Here is a 14915-nt window from a genome sequence, read left to right as displayed (position 1 = left end):
CCCATGAGGCCGGGCATGACGGCCGCGGCACCTGGGCAGACGCAAGTCGATACAAGCCGATACAGGCAGAAAACACACATTCAAGGCGAGGAGACCGCACCCGATGACTGCGCCGCTCTTTGGACAAGTGATGGACGTGCCGCTCACCGTGTCGTCGCTGATTGCGCACGCGGCGCGTTACCACGGTGACACCCAGATCGTGTCGCGCCGCATCGAAGGCGACATTCATCGCTACACGTACCGCGAATGCGAGACGCGCGCGAAGCAGCTCGCGCAGGCGCTGATGGCGCTCGGCGTGGCGCGAGGCAAGCGTGTCGGCACGCTTGCCTGGAACGGCTACCGGCACCTGGAGGCATATTTCGGTGTACCAGGTTTTGGCGCGGTGTGCCACACGATCAATCCGCGGCTCTTTCCGGAGCAGATCGCCTACATCGTCAATCACGCGGACGATCAGTACGTCCTTTTCGACATCACGTTCGCGCCGCTCGTCGACGCGCTCGCCCCGCAGTGCCCGAACGTGCGCGGCTGGATCGCGCTCACCGACGAATCGCATCTCCCCGCGATGCGAACGCCAGTGCTCTGTTACGAAACGCTCCTCGAAGCGCAGGACGGACAGTACGAGTGGCCGCAACTGGACGAGCGCAGCGCGTCGGTTCTCTGCTACACCTCCGGCACGACCGGAAATCCGAAAGGCGCGCTTTACTCCCATCGATCGTCGGTGCTGCACGCCTATGGCGCATCGCTGCCCGATGCGATGGGCCTGTCTTCGCGGGACGCAATCCTGCCTGTCGTGCCGATGTTCCATGTGAACGCGTGGGGTATTCCGCACGCGGCGCCGCTCGACGGCGCGAAGCTGGTGTTGCCGGGCAAGGATCTCGACGGCAAATCACTCTACGAATTGATGGAGGCCGAGGGTGTGACGTGCGCGGCCGGTGTGCCGACCGTGTGGCTCGGTCTGCTGGCGCATCTGCGCGGGGCTGGCGTGCGCTTTTCGACGCTCAAGCGCACTGTGATCGGCGGGTCGGCGTGTCCGCCGGCGATGCTGCGCGCGTTCGAGGACGAGTACGGCGTGCAGGTGATCCACGCGTGGGGCATGACTGAAATGTCGCCACTCGGGACGCTCGCGAAACTGAACTGGGCGCAGTCGCAGCGGCCACTGGAGGAGCAGCGCGCGCAACTGGAAAAGCAGGGGCGCGTGATCTATGGCGTCGACATGAAGATTGTCGGTCCCGATGGAAAGGAACTGCCGTGGGACGGCGTCGCGTTCGGCGACCTGCACGTGCGCGGGCCGTGGGTGATCGACCGTTATTTTCGTCAGGAGAGCGGGTCGCCGCTCGTCGATGGCTGGTTTCCGACCGGCGACGTTGCGACGATCGATGCCGACGGCTTCCTTCACATCACCGATCGCACCAAGGATGTCATCAAGTCGGGCGGCGAGTGGATCAGTTCGATCAGTCTGGAGAACGTGGCGGTCGCGCATCCTGCCGTCGCGGAGGCCGCGTGCATCGCGTGCGCGCATCCACGCTGGACCGAGCGTCCGTTGATCGTGGCGGTCCTCAAGCCGGGTGCGACGCTCACGCGCGAAGAGCTCCTCGCGTTCTTCGTAGGCAAGGTGGCGAAGTGGTGGATGCCCGACGACGTCGTGTTCGTCAACGAACTACCGCACACCGCTACGGGCAAGCTTCTGAAACTCAAACTTCGCGAGCAGTTCCGCGACTACGTGCTGCCCACGGCGCTCGATACCGATAACTGCCCGCTCGGCGAAAGCGAGGCGAATCGCTAACGGTGAGCGGCTTCGTTCACAGGGAGGCGTTTAAAGGCGCGGCGTTTCTGCCGCGCCTTTTTCTTTGCGCGCTTCGGTGCGCCATTCAGCGGTGGTTTGTTGCTGGAGCCACGTAGCGCGCCCCATGCCTCTATTTGCGTTCACCGGCGCTGGTGATGGGTGTTCTCGACTAGCGCCGGCCAATCCTCGGTAAAACCCTGGTGTGGATGAAGCGTTAAAAAATTGAACGATCGTTCGTTTGTGGGTATGCTGCCTCTCTATCGGGATTGTCGGACAATGAAAGCCGACGAATCCCAATGCGACCCGCAAGCATGGAGGCAGCCAAATGGCAGTGGACTACTCGACTCGTGACGGTGTCGCCGTCATCACGCTCAACAACCCGCCCGTCAACGGCCTTGGGCTATCGACCCGCACTGGCATCGTCGAAGGCGTCGCGCGCGCGGCGCAGGATCCGGCCATTGCCGCCATCGTGATCACGGGTGCCGGCAAGGCATTCTCGGGCGGCGCGGACATCACCGAGTTCAACACGCCAGCGGCACTCCAGGAGCCTTCGCTCGATACCGTCATCAAAACGGTCGAACAGAGCGCCAAGCCCGTCGTGGTGGCCATCCACAGCGTCGCGATGGGCGGCGGCCTCGAACTGGCACTCAGCGCGCACTATCGCATCGCCGCGCCTGGTGCCCAGATCGCGCTGCCTGAAGTGAAGCTCGGCATCCTGCCCGGCGCTGGAGGCACGCAGCGTCTGCCGCGTGCGATCGGTCTCGAAGCCGCGCTCAACATGATCGTGAGCGGCGCGCCGGTGCTGTCCGACAAGCTCGCCACGTCGGGGCTTTTCGACGCCATGGCAAAGGGCGATCTGCTCGATGAAGCCATCGCGTTCGCGCGCAAGGCTGCCGACAAGCCGGGTCCGCATCCGCTCGTGCGCGACCGCAAGATCGAGCATCCGAATGCCGAAGGGTTCCTGCAGTTCTCGCGCAATACCGTAGCCGCGATGTCGAAGAACTATCCGGCACCGGTGAAATGCGTGGACGCCATCGCCATGGGCGTGAAGCAGGGTTTCAACGTGGGCCTTGCATTCGAGCGCGCGTGTTTCGTCGAACTCGTCCAGACGCCGGAAAGCCGCGCGCTGCGCCGCGCGTTTTTCGGTGAGCGCGCCGCGAGCAAGATTCCCGACGTACCGTCCAGCACCGCCGTCCGCGAAATCGCCACGGTCGCCGTGATTGGCGCGGGGACGATGGGCGGCGGCATCACGATGAATTTCCTGAACGCGGGTATTCCGGTCACGCTTCTCGAAACGAAGCAGGACGCACTTGACCGCGGGCTCGCTACGATCCGCAAAAATTATGAAGTACAGCTGAAAAAAGGGAAGCTCACGGCGGAGAAGCTTGAAGCGCGCATGGCGCTGATTCGCCCGACGCTTTCGTATGACGACCTCGGCAAGGCCGATCTCATCATCGAAGCCGTGTTCGAAGAGCTTGGCGTGAAGGAGCAGGTATTCAAGCGCCTCGACGAAGTGGCGAAGGCCGGTGCGATCCTCGCGTCGAATACGTCGACGCTCGATCTGAACAAGATTGCCGCGTTCACGAAACGGCCGCAGGACGTGGTCGGCATGCACTTTTTCAGTCCGGCCAACGTCATGAAGCTGCTCGAAGTCGTGCGCGGCAAGGACACCGCGAAAGACGTGCTCGCCACCGTTATGCAGCTCGCGAAGAAGATCCGCAAGACCGCGGTGGTATCGGGCGTGTGCGACGGTTTCATCGGCAACCGCATGATCGAGCAGTACATCCGCCAGGCGCTCTACATGCTGGAAGAAGGCGCGCTTCCCGCCCAGGTCGACCGTGCAATCGAAAAATTCGGCTTTGCGATGGGGCCGTTCCGCATGAGCGATCTCGCGGGCAATGACATCGGCTGGGCGATCCGCAAGCGCCGCTATCAGGAGCAGCCGGACCTCAAGTATTCGAAGATCGCCGATCGCCTCTGCGAGAGCGGCCGGTTCGGCCAGAAAACCGGCGCAGGCTGGTACGACTACAAACCGGGCGAGCGCGCCGCGCTGCCTTCGGTTCTCGTCGACGAGATGATCCTCGCGTATTCGAACGAGGCGGGCATCAAGCGCCGCAAGATCGGCGACGAGGAGATCGTCGAGCGCCTCGTGTACGCGCTCGTGAACGAAGGCGCGAAGATCCTCGCAGAGGGCATCGCTTCGAAGGCGTCGGACATCGACATGGTCTACCTCACCGGTTACGGCTTTCCGCTGTGGCGCGGCGGCCCCATGTTCTACGCGGACACGGTCGGCCTGTACAACGTGGCGCGCGCTATTCGCGGCTACGCTCGCGAGGCCAATGGCGATGCGTGGCAGATCGCACCGTCGCTGGCCGCGCTGGCCGACGAACACGGGACGTTCAACTGAATCGTTGACGGACACGGACGGACATCATGAGAACCGCAGACGATGTGTTGCTGCTGGTTGACCTGCAGTACGACTTCATGCCGGGCGGGGCGCTCGCCGTCGCGGACGGCGACGAAGTCGTGCCGGTGGTGAACCGGCTCGCGCAGGGCTTCGAGCATGTCGTGCTCACGCAGGACTGGCACCCGGCGCAGCACGTTTCGTTTGCGGCGAACCATGCTGGACGCCAGCCGTTCGAGACGATCACGCTGCCATACGGCGAGCAGGTGCTGTGGCCGACACATTGCGTGCAGGGCACCGAGGGTGCTGCGCTTCATCGCGGGCTGGACGTGCCGCACGCACGCGCGGTCATTCGCAAAGGACATCACGCGGACGTGGACAGTTACTCGGCATTTCTCGAAGCCGACCGCACGACGCCCACGGGTCTCGCCGGCTATTTGCGTGACACGGGCGTGAAGCGCGTGTACTGCTGTGGACTTGCGACCGACTATTGCGTCGCGTGGTCCGCGCTCGATGCACGCGCGGCCGGGTTCGAAGTCGTGTTGATCGAAGACGCTTCGCGCGCGATCGATCTCAACGGCTCGCTCGCCGCCGCGTGGCAGCAACTGCTCGCCGCAGGCGTGCGGCGCACGCAATCGGACGAGGTCGCGCGAAATGCCGTTTGAGGCCATTTCACAAGACGTCCGTTCAGCGCGGAACATCGTTGCAGAGAAACTAATTTCGTTTGGAACCGCAGTAAGCGTCGAAAATGGAGACACGCATGACTGACGCCGTAATCGTATCGACTGCCCGCACGGGCCTCGCCAAATCGTGGAAAGGCGCGTTCAACATGACCCACGGGGCCACACTGGGCGGCCACGTGACGAAGGCTGCCATCGAGCGCGCGAATCTCGACCCGGCGCGCGTCGAGGACGTGATCATGGGCTGCGCCAACCCCGAAGGCGCGACAGGCGGCAACATCGCCCGCCAGATCGCCCTGCGCGCCGGGCTTCCCGTCTCGGTGCCGGCCATGACCGTGAACCGTTTCTGTTCATCTGGACTGCAAACTATTGCGCTCGCAGCGCAACGTGTGATCGCCGGTGAGGGAGACGTGTACGTCGCGGGTGGAGTGGAATCGATCTCGTGCGTGCAGAACGAGATGAATCGCCACATGGCGATGGAAGGCTGGCTCGCGCAGAACAAGCCCGAGATCTACTGGAGCATGTTGCAGACAGCCGAAAACGTCGCGAGGCGCTATCACATTTCGAAGGAGCGCCAGGACGAGTACGGCGTGCAATCGCAGCAGCGCGCGGCGGCGGCGCAGGCAGCTGGACTCTTCGACGCGGAAATCGTGCCGATGACGGTGCTCGCCGGTGTTGCCGACAAGGCGAGCGGCCAGCTCCTCACGAAGGCGGTGACGATTGCCGCCGACGAAGGCATCCGCGCGGACACAACGCTCGAGGGCGTCTCGAAGATCCGCACGGCGCTGCCGGGCGGCGTCGTCACGGCGGGCAACGCGAGCCAGTTCTCGGATGGTGCGAGTGCCTGTGTCGTGATGAACGCGAAGGTCGCGGAGCGCGAGGGTCTCACGCCGCTCGGCATCTTTCGCGGCTTCGCCGTGGCGGGCTGCGAGCCGGACGAGATGGGTATCGGCCCGGTGTTCGCGGTGCCGAAGCTGCTCAAGCAGGCAGGACTTACGGTCGAGGACATCGGCTTGTGGGAGCTGAACGAGGCGTTCGCCGTGCAAGTGCTCTACTGCCGCGACAAACTCGGCATCCCCAATGACCGCCTGAACGTGAACGGCGGCGCGATTGCCGTCGGGCATCCGTACGGCGTGTCGGGCGCACGCCTCACGGGCCACGCGCTGATCGAAGGCAAGCGTCGCGGTGCGAAATTCGTCGTGGTGACGATGTGCATCGGCGGCGGGCAGGGCGCAGCGGGTCTTTTCGAGGTCGTCTGATCCGGCGGAGACGGTGCGACGAGCGGGCCGCGCGCCTTGCAAGGGGCCGCTCGCCGCGCAGCGAGGACGGGTATCATCACGTCTGTCGGTGCGCGCGAGGCGCCGCACCCGTTCAATGCAAGCAGAAAAGGTGAATACGTTGATCCGTCATATCGTGATGTGGAAGCTCAAAGAGTCGGCCGAGGGCGCGACGCGCGAAGAAAACCTCGTTAAATTCAAAGCCTTGCTCGAAAGCTGCCGCGATCTCGTACCTGGCACGCTGCGTCTGGAAGTCGGCCTCGCCGCACCGGGCCTTCCTTCGACGTACGACATAGCACTCGTCTCCGATTTCGCCGACAAGGCTGCGCTCGACGCCTACCAGGACCATCCCGATCACCTCGTCGTGAAGCAGTTCGCGAAGGCGGTGACCGAAAGCCGCCAGTGCGTCGACCACTTGCTGTGAGTTCGCTCATGACCGATCAGGCAGAGCTCGCGGGCGGCACGGTGCAAACGCCGCAGATGATCGTCGAAAGTCCGTTCGTCGATCACCTCGGCGCGCAACTCGTGAGCGCGCGCGACGGTGCGAGTGAAATCGCGCTGCCGCTTCTCGAGTGGCACCTCAACACTTGGGACGTCGTGCACGGCGGTGTGACGATGACGCTCGCCGATATCGCGCTCGCGATGGCGGCGCGCAGCCTGGCGGCAGATGGCGTCGGCGTTGTCACGGTCGAGATGAAAGTGAATTTCATGCAGCCAGGACGCGGCGAGTTGCGCGCGTATGGCCGCGTACTGCATCGTTCGACGACGATGGCCTATTGCGAAGGCGAAATCCGCGACAGCGAGGGCCATTTCGTCGCCAAGGCGCTCGGCACCTTCAAGTACATGCGCAGGCTCGCTGTGGGACGTGACGTGACGCGTCAGCGACTGCGCAGCGACCCCAGCGCGAAACCGGGACCGAGCGACGGCTAATCGCGTCCGCGTCGCCCCAATCAATTCCAACACGTGCGGCTTTCGTGCCGCAGAGCGAACGCCATGACCCAGACCAATCGCCAGATCCTGCTCGTGTCGCGCCCGACCGGTGCCGCGAGCGTCGACAACTTCCGTCTCGTCGAGACGCCGCTCGCGCCGCTCGAAGTTGGGCAGGTGCGTGTGCGCAATCATTATTTGTCGCTCGATCCCTATATGCGCGGCCGCATGAGCGATGCGAAGTCGTACGCCACACCGCAACCGCTCGGCGAAGTGATGATCGGCGGCACGGTGGGCGAGGTGGTCGAATCGCAGAATCCGAAGTTCAAGGCCGGCGACAAGGTGGTGGGCATGTTCGGCTGGCAGGAGTTCGGCACGTCGGACGGCACCGGCCTCGTCGCCGTCGATACGACGCACGTCCCGCTCTCGGCGTACCTCGGTCCCGTGGGCATGCCGGGCGTCACTGCCTGGTACGGTCTGAATCGCATCATCGCGCCGAAGGCTGGCGAGACGGTCGTAGTGAGCGCAGCGAGCGGCGCGGTCGGCAGCGTGGTCGGTCAGCTCGCGAAGCGCGCGGGTTGTCGCGCGGTCGGCATCGCGGGTGGTGAAGAGAAGTGTCGCTATGTCGTAGAAACGCTCGGCTTCGACGCGTGCGTTGATTACAAGGCCGGCAATCTCTATCACGACCTAAAGGCGGCGACGCCCAACGGCATCGATGGCTGCTTCGAAAACGTCGGCGGCGAAGTGCTCGATGCGACGCTCGCCCGCATGAACGCATTCGGGCGCATAGCGCTGTGCGGCATGATCTCGGGCTACGAGGGCAATCCGCAACCGCTCAAATACCCGGCGTTGATGCTGACGCAGCGCTTGCTCGTGCAAGGCTTCATCGTCAGCGAGCACATGGACGTGTGGCCGCAGGCGCTCGCAGAACTCGGTGCGCTCGTCGCGCAAAAGCAGCTCACATACCGCGAGACGGTGGCCGAAGGGCTCGAAAACGCTCCCGCTGCGTTCCTCGGCATGCTCAAGGGCCAGAATTTCGGCAAGCAACTCGTCAAGCTGATCTGACGCGGTTCCACCGTTTCATCATTCCGCCGGGCCCGCGCACTTACGCCGGCCCGGTTTCTTTACCCATGCTTCTCGCAGGATATGCAATGGCTGATCCGTTTCAGTTCGACGGCCGCGTGGCCGTCATCACGGGCGCGGCGAGCGGCTTCGGCCGCGCGTTCGCAGACAAGGCCGCCGCGCTCGGCATGAAGCTCGTGCTGGCCGACGTCGACAAGACGTCGCTCGATGCAACCGTCGCAACGTTGCGCGCGGCGGGTGCCGAAGCGATCGGCGTGCCGACCGACGTGCGCGACCCCGCAGCGGTCGATGCGCTCGCGAAAGCGACGCTCGACGCCTATGGCCGCGTGCATCTGCTTTTCAACAACGCAGGCGTCGGCACCGGCGGTTTCGTATGGGAGAGCAGCGCGAAGGACTGGGAATGGGTGTTCGGCGTTAACGTGTTCGGCGTCGCGAACGGCGTGCGCACGTTTACTCCGATCATGCTGGCCCAGGGCGAGCGTGCGCACATCGTCAATACGGCGTCGGTGGCGGGGCTCCTGTCGCCGCCCGCGATGAGTGTCTATAACGCGTCGAAGCACGCGGTCGTCTCGCTTACGGAGACGCTATATCACGACCTCAAGAGCGTCGGCGCTAGTGTCGGCTGCTCGCTGCTGTGTCCGGCGTTCGTGCCCACGGGCATCGCCAATGCCGAGCGCAGCCGCCCTGACGATCTGCGCAACGATGCGCCGCCCACGCGCTCGCAGCAGGCCGCGGATCTGCAGTTGCAGCGCGCGGTGCGTTCGGGCCGCCTGACGCCCGCCGACGTAGCGACGCAGACGTTCGAAGCAGTACGCGAAGGGCGCTTCTACATCCTCACGCATCCGGCGATTCTTGGTTCGGTGAAAATGCGTCATCAGGATATCGAAATATTGCGCAACCCCACGGATCCGCTTTCGTTGAAGCCGGAAGTAAAAGAAGCCAAAGCACCCGAATAAACATGACGCTGAATGCGAAGATCGCACTGGTGCTCGACATGGTTGCCCGCGCGGAGCGGCCGCCGTATCACACGCTCACGCCGCTAGAGGCGCGCGCGTCCTACGAGAAGAGCGCTTCCGTGCTGGAGATTGCGTCCGCGCCGATGCATTCGGTCGAGGACCTGCGGGTATCGGTGCGCGATGGGACCACGATCCGCGCGCGTCTCTACTACCCCGTGGAGCCCCACTGGGCCGAACCGCTGCCCGCCCTCGTGTATTTCCACGGAGGCGGTTTCACGGTGGGCAGCGTCGACACGCATGACGCGCTGTGCCGCATGTTCGCGAGCGATGCGCGTTGTGCAGTTTTGTCGGTGGACTATCGGCTCGCACCGGAACATCGTTTCCCGACGGCCGTTCATGACAGTTTCGATGCCTACGCCTGGCTTCACGCGCACGCCGCGCAATTCGCGATCGATCCAGCGCGTCTGGCGGTGGGTGGCGACAGTGCCGGTGGCACGCTCGCAGCGGTGTGTGCCGTACTCGCGCGCGATGCCGGCATTGCGCCAGTGCTGCAGATGTTGATTTACCCCGGCACGTGCGGCAACCAGGACACGCCTTCGCATGCGCGGCTGGCAGATGGCCATCTGCTCACGGCTGAAACGATCCAGTGGTTCTTCAATCACTACGTGCGCGACGCCGGAGATCGCGACGACTGGCGTTTTGCGCCGCTCGACGGCACGCGTGACGCGCCGGATTTAGCGGGCCTCGCATCCGCGTGGATCGCCGTGGCGCAATACGATCCGCTAGTCGATGAAGGCAAGGCGTATGCCGACAAGCTTCGCGACGCGGGCAACGCGGTGACGCTCGTTCACTACGACGGCATGATCCACGAATTCTTCAAGATGGGCGGTTTCGTTGAGGATGCGCGTCGCGCACACGCCGATGCGGCACGCGCGTTGCGCGAGGCGTTCGGCATCGGCGACTGAGCGCGCCCGGCGGCGATGCGCTTAGCGCGCGGCGAGCGCGAACGCTTCGCGGCGCTCGAAGTCGCCGGGGCGCGTGATGCGGTGCGAGCCGTTGTCGTCGCTGCGTTCGAGGGCTTCGACCTCGACGCGCCCGCCGTTGAGGCTCACGCGGACTGCGGTTGTGCCGCGCGTGCCGTATTCGGGTGTCTCGATGAAGGCCGCCGAAAGCGCGCGTTCGCGCTCGAGCGGGATGCCGGTGGCGGGCAGTTCGTCGTCGCGGGCGATTTGCGGATCGCGCATCATGGCCACGAACCGTTCCAGCGGTGCGGGCGCGGCGGGTGCTGCGCCATCGACGAGCCGCGCGAGTTCCGCGCGCTTTTTCACGAGCTTGGGCCACGGTGTGTCGAGCACGGCGTTCGAAATCCCGTGTGTGCCCTCGGGAAGCAGCGCAGGTGCGAGATCGCCGCGATTGCAGTACCAGGCCAGCTCGCGTCGCGTCCAGTCCCCGACCACCAGATTGAAGCCGTTGTAGAGGCTGCCATTGCGCGCGACCTCGGCGAGATAGCCGAGCGGCGTATCCGGCTGGCCCTCGGCCCCCGTGAGCCACGCCGAGACGAGCGTGCCTCGCGTGGGCGCGTCAGGGCGCATCTCGTGCGGTGCGCGGTAGTTCGTCAGCGCGGCGAAGCGGCCGCCGCGCGTCATGCCGAGCCAGGTCCCGCCACCCACGAGGTCTCTCCCCGCAAGCACGTCAGGGGCGTCGTGCCACCAGTGCAGCGGATCGGCCGTGCGGCGCAGGAATTCGTCGCGATTGGCTGCGAGCGTGAAGAGCGCGCCATCGGTCGCGTGCGGGCGCCAGTCGAAAACGATCAGGCACATAGCGCAAAGCTCCCGGCACGCTGTGACATACCAGCGGAAACCGCAGCGCCGCGCGCGATCGAATGGAACGCCGTCAACGCGTCAGACCTCGTCGGGCAGAGCGTAGGGCAGCGGCAGGAAGCGCAGCGCGGGTCCCTCGGCGGCGCCCAGATGCACGCTGCCCGATTCGAGCGCGGCGAGCTTGATTTCGGCGAGCAGGTCGACGCCGCCATCCGGCGCCGCTGCCGCGTTGACGATCATGCCGCACGGCTGGCCCGGATCGTCGGAGTGGAAGAGTTCGACGCCCGCGCGTGCGGCATCGAGGCTCGCCGCAACGCTCGCGAGCGCCGTGCGGCGCTTGATCGTGCCGCGATACTGGCTGCGCGCGACGACTTCCTGGCCCGGATAGCAGCCCTTCTTGAAGTTCACGCCGCCGAGCACGTCATAGTTGACCATCTGCGGCACGAACTGCTCGGAGACGGCCTGCGTGATGCGCGGCTCGCCAGCGCGAATGTCGAGCCAGTCCCATACCGCAGGCGCGACGCGCTGCAACTTGCCGTCGAGCGCCGCGAGCCGCGCCTCGACCGCTTCTTTCGGGCCAACCCACAGAAAGCGCAGGAGACCGGCCGCGTCGGGCAGACGGATCAGCGTGCCGGACGGATCGTCCACCTTGACATGGACGCCATCGGGCAGCGCATCGAACTGGGCGGCGAGCGGACCGCGCACGTCGCCTGCGAGACCGACGACGAGCAGTTTGTCGCTGTCGTCGGTGAGCTTTGCCTTCGCGCGGAGGACGAACATCGAGAGCCGTTTCTGCACGCTCGCCTGCACGTCCTTCGAAATCAGGAGGCGGATCGTCTCGCCGGTCTTCCACGCGAGAAACGACGCGAGCAGGCGGCCCTTCGGCGAGCAGTAGCCCGCGAGCCGCGCGCCGGTCACGTCGAGATGCTGGATGTCATTGGTAAGCTGGTTGTGCAGAAAGCTGGCAGCGTCGTCGCCGTTGGCATCGATTACGCCGAACTGCGGCAGGAGCGCGTAGGCGCCACCCTTGAGCACGGCGTCGAAATCGGCACTGGCAGGGCGTTCGGCGGCGGGAGAGAGCGTGGCGGCGGAGTCGAGCGGGGAGTTCATGGATTCGGGTAACAGTCAATCCTGACTTTGGCGAGAGCGAGCAGTTATTATATGAGGTCATTCCGAGCCGTGTTCCGCATGTCCCTTCTGAAGAAATGCCTTGTTGCCGCCGCCACGCTCGCCGTGCTTGGCGCTGGCGCCGTGGCGGGTGTCTGGCATTGGGCCAATACGCCTGTCGATCTCGCCTCCGAGCAGCTCGATGTCACCATCAAGCCGCACAGCTCCGTGCGCAGTGCCACAGCGCAGCTGCGCCACGGCGGCGTGCCGGTCCAGACCGAACTGTTCGTGCTGATGACCCGCGTGCTGGGCCTCCAGAGCCAGCTGAAATCCGGCAACTACGAGTTCAAGCTCGGTGTGACGCCGTATCAGGTGTTGCAGAAGATGGCGCTCGGCGACGTCAACGAATACGTCGCGACGATCATCGAAGGCTGGACGTTCAAGCGCATGCGCACCGAACTCAATGCGAATCCTGCGCTGCGCCATGACAGCATCGGCCTGACGGATGCCGAAATCCTGGCCGCGATCGGTGCGCCAGCCATGCCCTCAGGTAACGCCGAGGGCCTGTTTTTTCCCGACACTTATTTGTTCGACAAGAATTCGAGCGATATCGATGTGTATCGTCGCGCCTATCGGTTAATGCAGACGCGCCTCGACGAGGCATGGGCCGCGCGCGCGCCGGGGCTGCCGGTGACGACGCCGTATGAGGCGCTGACGCTCGCATCGCTGGTCGAGAAGGAGACCGGCCGTGCGGGCGACCGGCCGCTCGTAGCCGCTGTATTTTTGAACCGTCTGCGTGCGGGCATGCCGCTCCAGACCGATCCGTCGGTGATTTACGGGCTCGGGGGCAACTACGACGGGCATCTGCACAAGCGCGATCTGCGAACCGACACTATTTACAATACGTACGTGCGCACCGGGTTGCCGCCGACGCCCATCGCACTGCCGGGCGTCGCGTCGTTGCAGGCGGCGCTGAATCCGGCACCGACCACCGCGCTGTATTTCGTGGCGCGCGGCGATGGCAGCAGTGTCTTTTCCGACAATCTCGGCGACCACAACAAGGCCGTCGACAAATACATTCGGGGGCAGTAAATGGCGCGGGGCCGATTCATCACGTTCGAGGGCATCGACGGCGCGGGCAAGACCACGCATCTAGCCTGGTTCCGCGACAGGCTCGTCGAAAAGCTTGCGCCGACCGGGCAGACGGTGGTCATGACGCGTGAGCCGGGCGGTACGCCCCTCGGCGAAACATTGCGCGAGATTCTGCTGCACCAGCCAATGGACCTCGAGACCGAGGCGCTGCTGATGTTCGGGGCGCGCCGCGAACATCTTGCGCAGCTCATCGAGCCGGCGCTCGCGCGCGGCGACTGGGTGCTCTCGGATCGTTTCACAGACGCCACCTTCGCCTACCAGGGCGGCGGCCGCGGATTGCCGCGCGACAAGCTGGAGACCCTGGAGCGGTGGGTGCAGGGCGGTTTTCAGCCCGACTTGACGGTGCTGTTCGACATTCCGCCCGATACGGCCAGCGAGCGCCGAGGCGCCGCGCGCGAGCCGGACCGCTTCGAGAGCGAGACGGACGCTTTCTTTGCGCGTACGCGCGGGGAATATCTGCGCCGGGCCGAAGAGGCGCCGCACCGGTTTGCGATTATCGATTCGAGTCAGAGCATCGATGTGATTCGCAAACAGCTTGAACAAATAATTGCAAAGGTTTGATTAAAAAGCATTATTTGACAAATTTATGTCTCGATGTAAACCTCGACTCAATTCCTGGTTTTATCGGCTAACTGATTGATAAAAAATGATTTATCCGTGGCAGACCGTAGACTGGGAGCGCCTTCAGCAACTGCGTAGCCACTGGCCGCACGCGCTGCTGCTGCACGGCCAGGCGGGGATCGGGAAGCTTCATTTCGCGCAGCACCTCGCGAAGGGACTGCTCTGCGAAGCGCCGAAGCCCAACGGCGAGCCGTGCGGCACCTGCTCCGCGTGTAACTGGTTCGTCCAGGGCAATCATCCCGACTACCGCATCGTCGTCCCTGAGGCGCTGGCCGCCGAAGTTGGCTCGGCCGGTGCCGAGGACAACGAGAAAGCAGCCGAAAAGGGCGACGACGACGGCAAGAAAAGTCGCACGCCGAGCAAGGAAATCCGCATCGAGCAGGTGCGCGCGTTGCTCGATTTCACCAGCGTCGGCTCGCATCGCGGCGGTATGCGCGTGGTCGTGCTGTATCCGGCCGAGGCCCTCAACGTGGCCGCTGCCAATGCCCTGCTGAAAACACTCGAAGAACCGCCCGCGGGCGTCGTGTTCCTGCTCGTTAGCGCGCGCATCGACCGGCTCTTGCCGACGATCATCAGCCGCTGCCGCCAGTGGCCGATGGGCACGCCCGCGCCCGAGGCTGCGACGGCGTGGCTCGCGGCGCAAGGTATCGCCGACGCCACGGGCCTCCTTGCCGAGGCGGGCGGCGCGCCGCTGGCAGCACTCGCGCTTGCCAACGACGAGAACCGCCCGCTGCGCGACTGGACCATTGCGCAGCTTTCGGCGGGCGCCGCGTGCGACGCCTTCGCGTGTGGGGAGACGCTGCAGAAACTGCCGGTGCCGCTCGTGCTCGGCTGGCTGCAGCGCTGGGTCTACGACCTCCTCGCCGAGCGGACTGCGGGCCGCCCGCGCTATTTCCCTCAAGCGAACGCCGCGCTCGCGCGCTGCGCCGCGAAGCTCGACGCTCCGGCACTGGCCCGCTATCTGAAGGCTGTCACGCGTCAGCGCGCCGTGGAGAACCATCCGCTGAACGCGCGCCTCGTGTTCGAGGAGTTGTTTCTCGGCTATCGTGAATTGTTTGCCTGAGGTTCGTCTGAACCCGAGGCCGCTGAGGCCGCTGAGCCCGTT

General features: G+C 64.8%; 14 protein-coding genes. 12 read left to right on the top strand and 2 right to left on the bottom strand.

Annotation, left to right across the window (positions count from 1 at the left end):
- The first annotated feature begins 103 nt into the window (after window positions 1-103).
- The 9 genes from L0U80_RS07450 to L0U80_RS07410 all read left to right on the top strand — a co-directional run bounded on the left by L0U80_RS07450 (window position 104) and on the right by L0U80_RS07410 (window position 10075).
- A complete protein-coding gene (locus L0U80_RS07450) occupies window positions 104-1783 on the top strand; it encodes a 3-(methylthio)propionyl-CoA ligase (RefSeq protein WP_233863325.1) in 1680 nt (559 codons plus the stop codon).
- A gap of 325 nt (window positions 1784-2108) precedes the next feature.
- Window positions 2109-4190: a 3-hydroxyacyl-CoA dehydrogenase NAD-binding domain-containing protein gene (locus L0U80_RS07445; RefSeq protein ID WP_233863324.1), complete on the top strand. Its 2082-nt coding sequence runs from the start codon at window positions 2109-2111 to the stop codon at window positions 4188-4190.
- A gap of 26 nt (window positions 4191-4216) precedes the next feature.
- Window positions 4217-4852, top strand: a complete 636-nt coding sequence (pncA, locus tag L0U80_RS07440; RefSeq protein ID WP_233863323.1) for a bifunctional nicotinamidase/pyrazinamidase — start codon at window positions 4217-4219, stop codon at window positions 4850-4852.
- A 95-nt stretch (window positions 4853-4947) separates the two neighbouring features.
- Window positions 4948-6126 (top strand): acetyl-CoA C-acyltransferase, encoded by a 1179-nt coding sequence (locus tag L0U80_RS07435; protein WP_233863322.1) that lies wholly within the window; start codon window positions 4948-4950, stop codon window positions 6124-6126.
- A gap of 139 nt (window positions 6127-6265) precedes the next feature.
- Window positions 6266-6568, top strand: coding sequence for a Dabb family protein (locus tag L0U80_RS07430; RefSeq protein WP_267954768.1), 303 nt, complete (start codon window positions 6266-6268; stop codon window positions 6566-6568).
- An 8-nt stretch (window positions 6569-6576) separates the two neighbouring features.
- The gene (locus L0U80_RS07425) at window positions 6577-7074 is read left to right on the top strand and encodes a PaaI family thioesterase (protein ID WP_233863320.1); all 498 of its coding nucleotides are present in this window, start codon (window positions 6577-6579) and stop codon (window positions 7072-7074) included.
- A gap of 63 nt (window positions 7075-7137) precedes the next feature.
- Entirely contained in the window at window positions 7138-8136 is a 999-nt protein-coding gene (locus L0U80_RS07420) for an NADP-dependent oxidoreductase (RefSeq protein ID WP_233863319.1), read from the top strand.
- Window positions 8137-8222: 86 nt separating this feature from the next.
- Window positions 8223-9110 (top strand): SDR family oxidoreductase, encoded by an 888-nt coding sequence (locus L0U80_RS07415; RefSeq protein WP_233863318.1) that lies wholly within the window; start codon window positions 8223-8225, stop codon window positions 9108-9110.
- 2 nt (window positions 9111-9112) lie between these two features.
- On the top strand, window positions 9113-10075 hold the full coding sequence (locus L0U80_RS07410; protein WP_233863317.1) for an alpha/beta hydrolase: 963 nt from the start codon (window positions 9113-9115) through the stop codon (window positions 10073-10075).
- A 21-nt stretch (window positions 10076-10096) separates the two neighbouring features.
- On the opposite strand, the gene L0U80_RS07405 is transcribed toward L0U80_RS07410, so the two are convergent.
- Together L0U80_RS07405 and ygfZ are read right to left on the bottom strand one after the other, a co-directional pair.
- Complete coding sequence (locus L0U80_RS07405; protein WP_233863316.1) at window positions 10097-10930, bottom strand: NRDE family protein; 834 nt, start codon at window positions 10928-10930, stop codon at window positions 10097-10099.
- Window positions 10931-11011: 81 nt separating this feature from the next.
- The gene (gene ygfZ, locus L0U80_RS07400; RefSeq protein ID WP_233863315.1) at window positions 11012-12040 is read right to left on the bottom strand and encodes a CAF17-like 4Fe-4S cluster assembly/insertion protein YgfZ; all 1029 of its coding nucleotides are present in this window, start codon (window positions 12038-12040) and stop codon (window positions 11012-11014) included.
- Window positions 12041-12118: 78 nt separating this feature from the next.
- Between ygfZ and mltG the strand changes: the two genes are divergently transcribed.
- The 3 genes from mltG (at window position 12119) to L0U80_RS07385 (ending at window position 14873) form a co-directional block, all read left to right on the top strand.
- The gene (gene mltG / locus L0U80_RS07395; RefSeq protein WP_233863314.1) at window positions 12119-13129 is read left to right on the top strand and encodes an endolytic transglycosylase MltG; all 1011 of its coding nucleotides are present in this window, start codon (window positions 12119-12121) and stop codon (window positions 13127-13129) included.
- Entirely contained in the window at window positions 13130-13750 is a 621-nt protein-coding gene (gene tmk / locus L0U80_RS07390; protein WP_233863313.1) for a dTMP kinase, read from the top strand.
- Between the two features lie 85 nt (window positions 13751-13835).
- Window positions 13836-14873, top strand: a complete 1038-nt coding sequence (locus L0U80_RS07385) for a DNA polymerase III subunit delta' (protein WP_233863312.1) — start codon at window positions 13836-13838, stop codon at window positions 14871-14873.
- The last annotated feature ends 42 nt before the right edge of the window (window positions 14874-14915 follow it).

This window comes from Paraburkholderia adhaesiva (assembly GCF_021390575.1).
Lineage (GTDB): Bacteria > Pseudomonadota > Gammaproteobacteria > Burkholderiales > Burkholderiaceae > Paraburkholderia > Paraburkholderia adhaesiva.
The sequence above is the reverse complement of the archived record's forward strand: the minus strand, read 5'-3'. Positions and strand labels throughout refer to the sequence as shown.